This window comes from Tardiphaga sp. 215_C5_N2_1 (assembly GCF_052076055.1).
GTDB lineage: Bacteria > Pseudomonadota > Alphaproteobacteria > Rhizobiales > Xanthobacteraceae > Tardiphaga > Tardiphaga robiniae.
In genome coordinates, this window is sequence record NZ_CP197240.1 from 4,748,610 (window position 1) to 4,761,466 (window position 12,857).

At 58.6% G+C, this 12,857-nt stretch carries 8 protein-coding genes; 6 read left to right on the forward strand and 2 right to left on the reverse strand.

All coding sequences use genetic code 11. From position 1 onward, the window contains the following. Positions 1 to 8: 8 nt before the first annotated feature. The 3 genes from AB7828_RS22645 to AB7828_RS22655 all read left to right on the forward strand — a co-directional run bounded on the left by AB7828_RS22645 (position 9) and on the right by AB7828_RS22655 (position 6,979). Positions 9 to 1,964: an AAA family ATPase gene (locus tag AB7828_RS22645; protein ID WP_441231206.1), complete on the forward strand. Its 1,956-nt coding sequence runs from the start codon at positions 9 to 11 to the stop codon at positions 1,962 to 1,964. Between the two features lie 7 nt (positions 1,965 to 1,971). Beyond that, positions 1,972 to 4,137, forward strand: a complete 2,166-nt coding sequence (locus tag AB7828_RS22650) for an oligosaccharide flippase family protein (protein ID WP_441231207.1) — start codon at positions 1,972 to 1,974, stop codon at positions 4,135 to 4,137. A gap of 112 nt (positions 4,138 to 4,249) precedes the next feature. Next, on the forward strand, positions 4,250 to 6,979 hold the full coding sequence (locus tag AB7828_RS22655; RefSeq protein ID WP_441231208.1) for an AMP-binding protein: 2,730 nt from the start codon (positions 4,250 to 4,252) through the stop codon (positions 6,977 to 6,979). Between the two features lie 64 nt (positions 6,980 to 7,043). On the opposite strand, the gene AB7828_RS22660 is transcribed toward AB7828_RS22655, so the two are convergent. Continuing rightward, the gene (locus tag AB7828_RS22660) at positions 7,044 to 7,571 is read right to left on the reverse strand and encodes a DsrE family protein (RefSeq protein ID WP_441231209.1); all 528 of its coding nucleotides are present in this window, start codon (positions 7,569 to 7,571) and stop codon (positions 7,044 to 7,046) included. Between the two features lie 626 nt (positions 7,572 to 8,197). On the opposite strand from AB7828_RS22660, the gene AB7828_RS22665 reads away from it, so the two are divergent. The 3 genes from AB7828_RS22665 to AB7828_RS22675 are packed head-to-tail and all read left to right on the forward strand — an operon-like array spanning position 8,198 to position 11,167. Then, the gene (locus AB7828_RS22665) at positions 8,198 to 9,472 is read left to right on the forward strand and encodes a hypothetical protein (protein WP_441231210.1); all 1,275 of its coding nucleotides are present in this window, start codon (positions 8,198 to 8,200) and stop codon (positions 9,470 to 9,472) included. A gap of 55 nt (positions 9,473 to 9,527) precedes the next feature. Continuing rightward, positions 9,528 to 10,550, forward strand: coding sequence for a TAXI family TRAP transporter solute-binding subunit (locus AB7828_RS22670; protein WP_089266912.1), 1,023 nt, complete (start codon positions 9,528 to 9,530; stop codon positions 10,548 to 10,550). Beyond that, the gene (locus tag AB7828_RS22675) at positions 10,547 to 11,167 is read left to right on the forward strand and encodes a type VI secretion system-associated protein TagO (RefSeq protein WP_120287852.1); all 621 of its coding nucleotides are present in this window, start codon (positions 10,547 to 10,549) and stop codon (positions 11,165 to 11,167) included. Before AB7828_RS22670 ends, AB7828_RS22675 begins: the two co-directional genes overlap by 4 nt. Before the next feature lie 225 nt (positions 11,168 to 11,392). Here AB7828_RS22675 and AB7828_RS22680 read toward each other — a convergent pair whose 3' ends face one another. Next, complete coding sequence (locus tag AB7828_RS22680) at positions 11,393 to 12,724, reverse strand: HlyD family type I secretion periplasmic adaptor subunit (RefSeq protein ID WP_210269394.1); 1,332 nt, start codon at positions 12,722 to 12,724, stop codon at positions 11,393 to 11,395. Positions 12,725 to 12,857: the final 133 nt, after the last annotated feature.

A 12,857-nucleotide genomic window follows, 5' to 3' on the forward strand; every position in this document is an offset into this window, starting at 1 on the left:
AGCGAGCTATGGAAGCGTTAGTAGGAAGACGTATTCGATCCCTGCAGGCTCTTTCGCCGGATATGGCAGAGGACGAACTTGGGCGGCGCCTGACGGAACAATCCCTGGCTTCAAATGACGGTCTCCAGTCTTTGAATCGCGTGCTGGATAGTGTGCGGAAGTACAAGCGGCTTGTCGTCAGGATGATTGTCGTCGGCGCCTTGCTAGCTGGAGTAGCCGGCCTTCTTATGTCTCCTTCTTATCTGGCGACGGCACAACTTGCTGTTGACGTCCGACAGTCCGGCGCCGTCGATGCCTTGAATGCCGGTGGCGCATCCGCAGCACCTACACCGGCCGCCGAGGAATCCACCATCGACACACATGTCACGGTGCTGCTTTCCGACGCCTATCTGCGGAGACTCCTTCCAACGCTCCGCGCTCTCGAAGATGCGAGGCACGGTGCTGAAAAGGGGTCACGAACGTGGATGCAAAGCTTGCGCACGCTCTTTGGTCGTACATGGTCAGCAACCAAGGAGCTGCTACTTGGCAAGAACCACGAGCCCGATGACGGGTCGGCTCTCGCTGCTCTAAAGCGCAGCTTGAAGGTTGGTCAGGAGCGGCGCTCCAGAATCATCGCCGTTACTTCTACGGCCACCAATCCGCAACGAGCGGCGGAAATCGCCAATACGGTGGCACAATCGTATGTCGACGAGGTCGCGCGTCAGAAGCAAAGCGATGTGGAGTATGCTTTGAGCTCCCTTGCGACACAATCATCCAAAGTTCAGCGTGACCTTGCAAAGGCGGAGGAGGAACTAAAAGCCTCCCGTCTTGGCCAGCCCTCACCCTCCCGGAACGCCGCGCTGGAGTGGCAGGTCACCACGCTGGCGCAACAGTTTGAAACGCTTCTGCGGCGGCGGCAGGAGCTCACCGCAAAAGGTCTGACCGCGCAATCAGACGTCAGTATTCTCGCCACGGCCACACCGCCAGAACGACCGACCTCATTACACCCGCTACTTATGATTCCTCCTGCGGCAATTATCTTCGCTCTGCTGGCTTCTGTTCTCGCAGTCGTATTGAATCACTTCGATCGGACCCTGCACACGGAAGCCGACGCCGCTGAAGCTCTGCGTATTCCATGCGCCGGACTGATACCTTCGATTCCACTGGAGCCGGGCAAGCAGCCGCATTATGTTTTGGAGGAGCCTGCGAGCCACTATGCCAGAGCAATCCGCTCCATTCTGGTATCCATACTGGCCTCCGACCCGGCAACCCCACGATCGCAGCGTGTTGTCCTCGTCAGCTCCAGCATCGGTGGGGAAGGCAAGACCACACTTGCATGGAGCCTTGGTCTTTACGCTGCCCGGCTCGGGTGGCGCACTCTACTCCTTGACTTTGGCCAATTCACTCGTCGACCGGGTGGCGAGAGCGCCAACTTACTCAGTGTACTGGCGTACGGCCGTCCACTTGCAGACGCGATCGAACATATCCATGAGTCCGGAATTGACTACCTGCCCGCCACATCGTTTGGGGGACATCGGCTTCGGATTCTCGCCGACCCCAAGATTCCTTCGTTGCTCCGACAGCTGAGCGACACCTATGATTTCGTGATCATCGACGGACCTTCGCTGCTGGAAGCCCCGGAAGCAAGACTTCTGGCGAGTTGGGCTGACCACGTTTTGCTCGCCATTCACTCTGGAAGCACCGATCGTGAGGCGGCGCAGACCGCGCTGCATCAACTTGTTCGGACAGAACATCTCAACCCTGCCCAGAACACGAGATTCTCGTCGGTCTTAACTCGTGTCGAGCCGCTACAGCAGGACCAGTTCGGTGAGCGCGCACAGCAGCTGGTCAAGAGGACTTGGGGCGCACTCTGCCGGCGGTCGAAGAGAGCAATCACGTGGCGAACGTGGCGCGGAGACGCAATCGAGCTGAAACGCTCCGGATCACCCAAACTGAACCCCCGCAATTGGTTGAGAAGCGATTGAGGGCAGCATGATTATCGAGACCTTCGGTCCACCAGGCGCTGGCAAAACAACCTTTAGTCAGGCACTCGCTCAACGCCTGCGTGACCGCGGGTATGAGGTCGACCTCGTACTTACGTTGCCGCATCTATCCAATCATCTTCTGAACTTTGGTGGATTTCTTCCAGCGCTGCAGCGCGTCACTCTCGCGATCTTCGCCACCATCGCAATCTTGTGCCGTCCTATCGCAAATGCCCGAGGGTTGCGTCTAGCGAAAGACCTGCTCCGACTAATGCCACCCAACAATCCCGTTTGGTGGATCAGGCTTAGCCAATACGTCGTCCGATTCTCCTGCGTGTGGAGAGATTCGCACAAGTCAGATCGCATCGTCTTGTTCGACCAGGGCTTTGTGCAGATCGTTTGCACCTTGGCCCTGTTTAGCCGAGCAGACGAGAAGACGATCGCTCGTGCAATCGGCATGAGGACACAATCCGATCTGCTGATCCGGTTTGATGCTCCGAAGGAGCTGTTGGAAAAGCGCCTCCATGAGCGAGTACACCAAAAAACCTACATGGAGAAATGGTTCGAGCCTGACGTAGCGACCTTTCTCAAGGCAAAGCCGATTACTGACTACGTTGGCTCATTACTCGCGGCCGAGCATCAACGGTTGATCTGCATCAACTCGCTTGATCCCGGCCTGATGTCTAGGGCTCTCGACCGTATCGAAGAAGAGGTCTCGAGTAAGTTCAGGCCCAACGGAGCGGTCAGCTCGTCACCCGACCCAGGGGAGGAAAGTTTTGAACCTTATGCCGAGAAGTTCACGCCACCCCTGCCGACGCCCGAGACAATCGGAGCTTTCACAGCTCCGGCTCAACCCGAGCTCGCTCGGCGCATGGCCAGCGCAAGTCTGTGGGCGTTCGTTATCTATGTTGGCGGCGCCGGGCTGACGTGCGTGGCTCAACTTGTCATTGCCCGTACGATAGGAGCGACGAGTTACGGTATCTATTCATACGTCTTGGCCTGGACGACCCTTCTCTCTTACATCGCGGGACTCGGGTTCAACACGGCTCTGCTGCGATATGTGCCGGCCTATAGCGCGACCGGAAAGTGGCCATTGGCGCGCGGAGTCATTCAATTTGCATTCGGACGATCATTGTTGGTTGGGATGTTGATTGCGATCTGCGGAGTCGCCACCGCACTATTCCTGTCGGAGACGCTTCATCGGGAGCTGACTATCAGTCTGGCGGTTGGCATGGCGACCGTCCCATTGGTCGCGCTTTACGTTCTCGGTTCCGCTACGGTACGCGCGCTGGGTGGCGTCATTTCGGCAATTGCGCCCGAACGCTTCGTTCGGGATGGCCTTATGGTCGTGCTGCTTCTGCTTGCCGTGGCACTCAACGTCACGCCAATTGATGCGACAACGGTTTTGATCGCTTTGATGGCAAGCTCTGCCGTCACAGCGGCCATCGTCGGACTGAGCATGCGGAAGCTTTGGCCGCCACAACTACGCTCGGCGGTGCCGGCTTATGCACCTCGCGACTGGTGGCATCTCGCCTGTCCTGTCATGATCTTGATTGGAGTTGAGGTTCTCATGAGCCGCGCCGGCGTGATTATCCTCGGCTGGACCGGCGATGCCCACGAGGCTGGCATCTTCGCACTGGGGTTGAATTTAGCTCTTTTTCTTGTTCTCCCTCGGATGGCAGTAGGGACTTTCTTTTCGCCGAACGTCTCGAAGCTTCACGCGCATCGGAATGAGGCAGCGCTTCAGAGTCTGTTTGCCCGAGCAACTGTCCTGTCGCTGGCTGGAACAGTCGTGCTGGCACTTCCACTTTTGTTGCTGACGGTACCGCTACTCCGCTTTTTTGGCGAGGAATTCGTTGCAACAGCTCCGGTCGCCCAAATTCTCGTCGTCGGACAGATCTTTGCTGCTGCTACTGGTCCGCAGCAAAATCTTCTGACCATGACTGGGCACGAGCGAGCAGCTGCCGCAATCACAGCGATCGGAGCCATCATGAACGTTGTCGCCTGTGCGATCGGCATTGCTTTCTTTGGAGTGATGGGTGCCGCCGTTGCGACGGCCGTGACGAATGTAGCCTGGAACATGGCAATGGCGATCTACATCTACAAACGCGTGAACATGACGGCCGGCCTGCTCTTTGCCTTTGTGGAGTTTCGTCGGCCCGCCGCCGCTGAATAGCCCGGTAACTGGATAGAGGCCGGAAAATTGGTGCAGCCCTATCATTCACTCGAAGGACGTCAATAGCCGACGTGTGGCCTACGATCTCCATCCCGCAACGGTGAGTACCGTCATGCAACTTCAGAGATTTCCCGATGGATCCTTGGCGAAACGCGCGAAGACGTTCGCTGGCGGGCGCGCACTTTCCGGAGATTCAGGCGAGCCTGCACAAACCCTCTGGATGAAACCTCCCGAATTGCCCCTCGACCTGGGCGGGCCTGTCGATCGCCCGTTCAATCGTATGGGCGTCGAATTTGCCGGCGTGCCCGCGATCACGCATCTGGATGCGGTGGCAAAGAGATTTCCGAACAACGTAGCCATCAGCGATGACACCCGCCAAATCACATATTCGGATTTTCTGATCAGAGTTTTGACGCTGGCCCAGGCGATTGCAGCGGTGGCTCCCGAGGGGCGGGCCGTCGGCCTGTTGTTGCGCCACTCGATCTGGCATCCGATCGCCATGCTTGCATGTATGGCCGCAGGGCGCCCCCTGGTGCCGCTCAATCCGCGCGATCCGGACCAGCGACTTGCCCACATCGTTGCAAATGCACAGATTTCTGTACTGATCGGCCAGGGGGACAGTAGCTCAACCAAATGGATCGACGAAGACGGCCTGCGTTGGATCGATATTACGCACGCGAACGAACTTTTCGATGACGCCCCATCGCTTGAGCCAGTCTCGGTGGATGCACCTGCCCTTGTGCTCTACACCTCCGGTAGCACCGGACAGCCAAAGGGTGTTGTGAATAGCCAGCGCAGCTTGCTCCAGCGTGTCCAGCAATATGCGGATGCATGCCACATAGACGCCACTGACGTCTTCATGCCTCTGAGCGGCCCTACGACCATTGCGGGCACCAGAGAGATGCTCACGGCCTTGTTGACCGGCGCAAGATTGCATATGGCGGATGTCGAGGCCCTTGGCCTTCGCGGCGTGTTGCGTCAGATCCGATCGCAGCAGATAACGATCACCTACATCGTTCCCGCTCTTCTGCGGGCAGTGATTACCGCGAGTGAAACCGGTGATTTCGAATCGCTCCGGGTTGTCCGCATCGGCGGCGAGAAGGTGCTGTGGACGGATGTCGCGCTCGTCCGAAAGGTCGTGAAGCCCTCCTGCTTCATTCAGATCAGCTATTCGTCGACCGAGACTACCGGCACGCAGTGGTTTCTTCCTGACGACTGCAAGGAAAGTGATTTCAGCATACCCCCGGTTGGTTATTTGCTTCCCGGAATGTCGTGTGCCGTCGTCGACGACAACGGGGTGCCTGTGCCCACCGGCGAGGTCGGAGAGCTGATCATCAAGAGCATGCATGTGCTGCTTGGCTACTGGGAGAACGGTCAGGTGCTTCCTGCATTACCCGACCCGGATGATAGCCATTGCCGCATCTTCCCGACAGGCGACCTTGTTACTGTCGATGCGCGCGGATTGATGCAGATGCTGGGACGAAAGGGGCGTCAGCTCAAAATCAATGGACGGCGTGTCGAACCGGCTGAACTCGAGGTCGTCGTACGCAGAATTCCCTATGTGAGCGACGCCGTCGCCATCGTCACCGATTCAAGCGAGCTGGTTATTTTTGCATCGCCAGGTGTCGAGGCCAAAGCAACATTCACGGCTGACGTTCGGGACGTCATCAGGCAGACACTTCCGACCGCATTGCATCCCACCAGATTGCATGAAATCGCAGAGCTTCCGCGGCTCGCCGGCGGAAAGATAGACGTCGCGAAACTCAAGGTGCTGGATAGCGAGAGCCGAAGAGGTCCAGCCCCACCTCAGCCCCCAGGGGCGGGTGAAGTGAAGCAAGCCGAAAAAATAGTGGCGCAGGTATGGACGCGGATCCTAGGTACGGCCGACGTTGCCAGCCGCTGGGACGAGGCAGGTGGCGATTCCCTCAAGCTTCTGCGATGCGTGATGGAGCTGGAAGAGCTGGTCGGCCAAGAGCTCAACATGGAAGCTTTCACGGTGGACATGAGCGCAGCCGATATGATTCAGATCGTCGCTGCAGGTGGCCGATCGCAGCGGCAACAAGCCGCCGGGGAATTCCTGCCTCATCTGGTGATGTTGCCAGGCTCGATAGGTTACGGTCCGAGTCTGGCGGCGTTCGGGGCGCAGCTGAGCAAGACGGCTCATGTGATCCCGATCCGCTACCCGGATCTGACGTCTGCCCTGACCGGATGCGGCTCGGTCGACCACATGGCGACGTTGGCTCTGGAACAGATTAACGCCGTTCATCCTCGCGGCGACATACGTCTGATCGGCTATTCGCTGGGTGGCGGCGTCGCATTTGAAGTGGCAGCCCGGCTGATTGCGGAAGGCCGGTCGGTGAAATTTTTGGGCATTCTGGATACGAATATCGGCCCCCGCAGGAGTGACTATCGGGAGACCCTGTCACGTACGCTGCAACGAGTTAGATCACACCGGGTTACGATGTACCGAATGCTGTGTCGCGCTATCGCAAAATGTGTTGCTCGACTCCACTGGGAGGTGAAGTTCTGTCGAATTCTCGATGCGAGGATCTGGACGCGTTTGGCCGGCACCCGCTTCATGCTCAAGTTGGAGCTTGAGGAGATTCTCCGGATGCAGGAATTCGGCCGCTGGGTGGCGAGTGCCAAATCTCGCTTGCCAATTACCGGAACGCTATTCCTTTGCAACCGGCGAGGGTCACCAGCACACCTCGGATGGGACTCTCTGTTTGCAAAACTGGAGGTAATTCCGATTGCTGGCGGCCATCTCGATCTCGTGATCGACCCGCATTTGACCGTCAACCGACCGGTCATCGAACGAGCGATCACGTCGTCCTGTTCCTGATCTTCGACCAACAGATCCAACAGATTTGAACGAGGCGATGCAGATCGCAGAGGCCCCCTCTGGATCAAGGTCGCAAGTAGCTCCAGCCTCGCTCTTGCAGCTCCATGATCCGTACCACTCCGGATTTGGTGACCTTGGCCTGCGGGATGAGAGGAATATCTTTCGCCTCAGCTTTTGCCATGTTCTCGCGGGTGTTCCCGCATGCTGAAAAGGTCAGCTGTGGCATGGTTTCGCTCATGGATTTGATGCGCGCTTTGACGGGAGAAGTGTCATCTCGCAGCATATGCAGTCCGGGTCCAAAAACGACCACTTCGATCCCCACCTTTTGACCGATCTCGCTGTAGTGCTGAGCTACATTGCTGACATTATTGAGAGCGAGATTGATTGTCGCGGGGTCATTGACGTCAACCTGTACAACGAGCCGATGGGGCTGCATTCGGATGGCGGCAGTGGTCACCTTGGCGTTGGCGTTCATTTTGGCAGAAGTCTTGGCAGACGTATTGATTTCTACAGCCCCGCTGGTTTGGGTGCTCAGCATCAAGATACTCCCAACGGCGGCCATGCTGGCGAAGACGACGAGTGATCTGGTCATGTTGTTTCCTTGAGTGTGCTGGGAGTGCGGGCTCAAGTGTGCGCGATAGCGTAATCGCGCGCGAACGGGCGGGTCAAGAATGGTTCAGACAATGCAGGCGTGATCTACTTAATTGCCGCGATTGGTGCGCCTACCTCGTTGTGACTACTTCCATTGCTACATCGACAAACGGCCGATGAAGGCTGTGTCATCAAAATGGACACACATAAAAGCTCACCTGAGTTGTCACGATGTGGTCACAGGCAGTTGAGGTAGCATCGCATTGGCTACCGCGATCCAAAGCTGTTGAGGGCTCCCGCGCAACAAGCAGAACCGCTGCGCGTGCCTCGTCTGCAGTAGGAGCTTGCATTCTGTGGGTCCTCATTGGGGCTGCGGAGGATGGGCTATGCGGTGAAAGCCAATTCCGCGCGCAGGCCTCCGAATCTTCTCAAACACGGGAGCGGAACAGGGCTGAAGCCCTTGCACCTGTGCTTGTCGCGCCCCCCCGAGCAGAACTCAATGCAGCCCAGTCGACGGCTGAAGCGACCAGCACCACGCTAAGACAGACGCTTGATCAAGAGCGAGCTAGGGCAGACGCCCTTGCGGGTGAACTTGCGACCCTCCGGGCGGAACTCGAGACGGCGCGGGTGTCAGGCAAGGAATCTGCCCAGGCCATCGAGGTAGGGATCAGGCAAACGCAAGCGCTCGAACAGGAGCGAGACAAAACAATCGACCTTATGCGTGAGCTTGCCTTCCTTCGGACGGAACTCGACGCGGCGCGGATCGTGATTTCGAAAGCTGTGCAAGCCACCGAGGCAGAGATCAAGCAAGAGCAGGCGCTCGAACAGCAGGAGCGGTGGAAGGCAGACGCGCCCGCCTATGACCTTGCTTCCCTTCGGGCGGAACTCGATACGGTGCGGATCGCAGCTTCGGACGCCGCAAAAGCCACCGCGGCAGAGATCGAGCAAAAGCAGGCGCTCGAACAGCAGCTCAAACAGCAGCAAGACGGGACGGAAGCCCTCAAGCGTGAATTGATCTCTCTCCGGACCGAACTCGACGCGGCGCGTGCCGCGACGCCGGAGGCTGCGCGGATCGTCGAGGCTGCGAAGGTCGAACAAGAGCGCGCATCTGCAAAGGAGCGCAGCCGGACCGAGGCAGTCGCCCGCGAGCTCTCCTCGGCGCGTCAGCAGATCGAGGAGCATGCCAGCCGCCTCGCGGCGGCACACGCTGAGGTGCTTCGGGCGACGGAGGCCAGCAACACCACGGCAGCAGAGCAGAAGCGAGCTCTTGCCAGCGAGCGCGAGCGTGCTGACGCACTTGTGCAGGAGCTTGCTCTTGTTAAGAACCAACTGGAGGCTCGAAACCAGCAGCTTGCTGCCGTGAGTGCTTCTCAGACTCTCGCTTCGCGCCAACCCGCCCCTACTGGCCGGAACGAAGGCGCGGCGGAGCCCCATGCGAAGACGACCGAGGGAAAGATCGCCTTGCCGCAGTGGGCTTCCACTCAGGCCGTCGCTTCATATGCGGAACGATCGTCCGTGTTGGAAACGCCACCGCAAGCACGGTCGACCACTCGCGAAGCCGTGCCAAGTGTGGAGCCGAAAGTCCCCGTGGCATCAGAGGCAACCGTGCTGGCGAGTGTCGCTCCCTATTCTGTGGCGGACGAACAGAGACTGCTTGTTCGGGCGAACGCATTGCTCCGGCAAGCTGACATCAGCGGGGCGCGCCCATTGCTTGAACACGCTCTTGGACATGGTAGCGCGCGAGCCGCCTTTATGCTCGCGGAGACCTACGACGCCCGCGTGCTGAAATCGTGGAGCGCACGTGGGGTCCACGGTGATTCCAGAAAGGCACTCGAACTGTATGAAAAGGCACAGGCGGGCGGCATTGAGGATGCGAAGGCGAGGATTGAGTCGCTGAAATAGCAGCCTGCTCCTGACGCGTCAGCCCTAGATGGTCATTCCGAGAATGGAGACTCGCATGTCGCTCATCAAGTTCTCATTTGCTATGGCATTAGCGGCGTTCGGGCTGCAACTGGCTGCCAATGCCCAATCTCTCCCGACGCGCGAGACGCAGGCTATGGCGGCGGTGAAAAGGACCGAAACGGCCGCGAAAGAGCGCATCAATGCATGGACTGTCGGCCTCGCCGGCGGGCTCATTGAAGGGGCTCCGCTTCGTCTCGCGGCAGAGATCGCTCGCGTCGTAAACGAGGAGGATAAGCTTCACGTCCTCCCGATCGTGACGCGCGGAGCAACGGAAAACGTCAATTCGCTGCTGTATCTTAGAGGCGTTGATGCGGCGATCATCAACACGGATGCTCTTGAGGAATATAAAGCTCAAGTTCCGTCTATCGAACGGCGCATCGTTTACGTTCTGAACCTCTTTCCGTCCGAACTGCACATATTCGTCCGCCCGGAGATCCGGTCGCTCGAAGAGCTTAAGGGAAAAAAGGTCAATTTCAATACGCAAGGTACGGCAGCCGCCTATTCCGGTCCGCTGATCTTCAGTCGGCTGGGACTAAACGTGGAAAAGATGTTCATTCCGCACCAGGTCGCATTGGAGCAAATGAAGCGCGGAGAAATCGCGGCCGTTGTGTTTGTGACGTCAAAGCCCGTCGACGCTTTTCTGAAGGGACGCTGGGATCCCGGATTTAAGTTCCTCCCCGTCGAATACGGCGCTAAATTTGAGGACTACTATCTTCCATCGTCTATCGATGCGGCGGACTATCCGAGTCTGGTGCCGAAAGGTGAGCGGATAGCGACGATTGCAGTCCCCACCATTCTTGCGGCCTATAACTGGCCACAACAGTCTGACCGATACCGGCGCGTGGCGCGCCTTGTCGATCACCTGTTTGGTCGCTTCGACCGGTTGCAGTCCCCTGGTTTCGATCCGAAATGGAAAGAGGTCAATCTGCGGGCCAGCGTGCCGAGCCTCGGCCGGTTTAAGCCGGCGCAGGAATGGCTTGATCTTCCGCAAGCCGTAACAGCAGGACGGTCCCCATGAAGGACACGGGTACTCTCGGTCTGGCTGTGCTCTTGATTATGAGCCAGACTGTGTGTGCTCAAACCGGTGGCGCCATAGATCGCCTGAAGACCTGCTCACAGTTTGAAGGCATGGAGCGCTTGAAGTGCGTCGATGAGCTGTTGGGGGAGATGACCGAAACCCACGCTACCACGCCGTCTCCAAGTCCGAACTGGATCATCAGCGAGACCACCTCTCCGGTGGATTATCAGCCGCAGATTGAGGCGCTGATGACAGCGCGCACAGCATCGCAAAATGCTGCCTCCGCGTTCGCCATCCATTGTCGCGCCCATCGCACGGAGTTGATAATTTCCACAACGGGATCCTGGAAGCCGGTCCCGGATGGCGAGGTGAAGGTCGCGCACCGGATCAACGAAGAGCCAGTTGTTGAACAGCGCTGGCGGGCGTTAGAAACGGGGAAAGGTCTTGCCTTTCCAGGCGACGTTGTTCGCTTGCTCCGCTCAATGCCGGATGGTGGCCAGCTTCTCGTTAAAGTCCACGTTGGGAAAGGTCCACCATATGAAAGTACGTTTCAATTGGTCGGCTTGAATGCCGTCCGACGCAAGATGGCGACGGCATGCAACTGGCCCGCGCCCTGACCGACGCGCGTACGAGTGCAGGACAACGCGACCAGTTCCCTCACCTCCGTTGCGAAGATACCAGCCCGACATATCTGTCGCCTCGCCGCATGCGCAGCTGCCTTCGCACCCGCTCGTTCATCCAACGCTCCAACATCTGCAATGTCTAGGCGTTGCGGCAACGATGGTTGTGCTGAACCAAGCCGCCGGCGATGCCTCGGCAAGTCGCGACGCCGGTTGGCCGCCTTAGTCCTCCCGCATGCCACGCCGTATCGCATCGGTCATCGGTTGCATGAGATAGGCAAGAACGGTGCGTTCACCAGTCGCGATCAGGACGTCGGCCATCATGCCGGGCTTGAGCTTCTCGCGAATTTTGTCGGGAAATTTCGTCACTTGCACTGAAACTTTGACTTCGTAGTAAGGCTGGTGCGTGGCTTCGTCGCGAAGCGCATCGGCTGCCACCGAAAGAACTTCGCCGATGGCGATCGGCGTCGAGCGAGCCTTGAACGAGGGAAGCCGCACTTCCGTGGGCATGCCGATTTGTACGTGATTGACGTCGAGAGAGGATATTTTCGCGGCAACCACGAGGACGTCGTTGTCCGGCACGATCTCCATCAAGACGTCGCCCGGCTTGATCACCGCGCCGACCGTGTGGACTTTCAGATTGACGATACGTCCGGAGCGAGATGCGCGAACGTCCATCCGACCGAGAACGTCTGCGGCCATGCGCAGCTTCTCGCGCGCGTCAGCGAGCTGAGCGCGGGTGTCGGCAAGCTTACCGGTGGCTTCCTCCAGAACTTTCTGCCCGACCTGATTGATCTGTAACCGTGCTTCGTCGATGATCCGTCCGAAGCGCGCGATGTCGGCGTCGTATGAACCAATTCGGCCCTCAAGGTCGGATTTGGAACGCTCCAGAGTCGCAATCCGCGCGAACGGAACAATCCCCTGGTCGGCGAGCGGCTTGAGCTTGGTATATTCCTGCGCCATGCTGTCAAACTGCGCGCGTGCAGCCTTGCTTTGCGCAGCGTTTCCCTGGATCTGGCGCTGCGCCTGTCCGATCTTTTCTTCAAGGATCGAAACCTCGATCTTTCGCGCGACGCGGCGTTCCTCGAACCGCCGCTTCTGGTCGCCCATGGCACGCTGCGCAGAGGGATCGGAGGCCTTCTGCGTCAGTTCGGATGGAAACGTGATCGTATCGGCCCCATCGGCTTCCGCAAGCAGACGCGCCTCTTCCGCGATTGCCGAATACACGGCCGAACGCGCCATCTCCTCCCGCGCCCGGTCCTGTGTTGGATCGAGTCGCAACAGCACCTGTCCCTGTTCGACATGCGCGTCGCCCCTCACCATCAGGCTTTGGACGATGCCACCTTCCAGGTGCTGAACGGACTTACGGTCGCTCTCGACGACGATCGAGCCTGCAGCCACGACGGCACCATCGATGGAGGCTAGGCCAGCCCAACCACCAAACACTACGAAGGTCAGGAACACGATACCAAAGCCGCGTCTCGCCGGAGTGCGCCAATCGCCCGATGGGTCGCCATTTGCGTTCCCGGCGTCTCGATTCGGGAATATCGACAGCCATACCTTTGATAGCCAGATCAGCAACCGCGCCTTGATCTCCACAAATCGTTGCAAGACATCAGGCCTGCGAAACGCGTGGCCGCCATCGCTCAAACGTCTGAGGAGTCGCGCCAGTTCGTCCTGAGCAGCA

Bases quoted from the DNA above. Each gene is read 5' to 3' on its own strand.
- AB7828_RS22645 (WP_441231206.1), top strand. From the start codon at position 9: ATGGAAGCGTTAGTAGGAAGACGTATTCGATCCCTGCAGGCTCTTTCG.
- AB7828_RS22650 (WP_441231207.1), top strand. From the start codon at position 1,972: ATGATTATCGAGACCTTCGGTCCACCAGGCGCTGGCAAAACAACCTTT.
- AB7828_RS22655 (WP_441231208.1), top strand. From the start codon at position 4,250: ATGCAACTTCAGAGATTTCCCGATGGATCCTTGGCGAAACGCGCGAAG.
- AB7828_RS22660 (WP_441231209.1), bottom strand. From the start codon at position 7,571: ATGACCAGATCACTCGTCGTCTTCGCCAGCATGGCCGCCGTTGGGAGT.
- AB7828_RS22670 (WP_089266912.1), top strand. From the start codon at position 9,528: ATGTCGCTCATCAAGTTCTCATTTGCTATGGCATTAGCGGCGTTCGGG.
- AB7828_RS22675 (WP_120287852.1), top strand. From the start codon at position 10,547: ATGAAGGACACGGGTACTCTCGGTCTGGCTGTGCTCTTGATTATGAGC.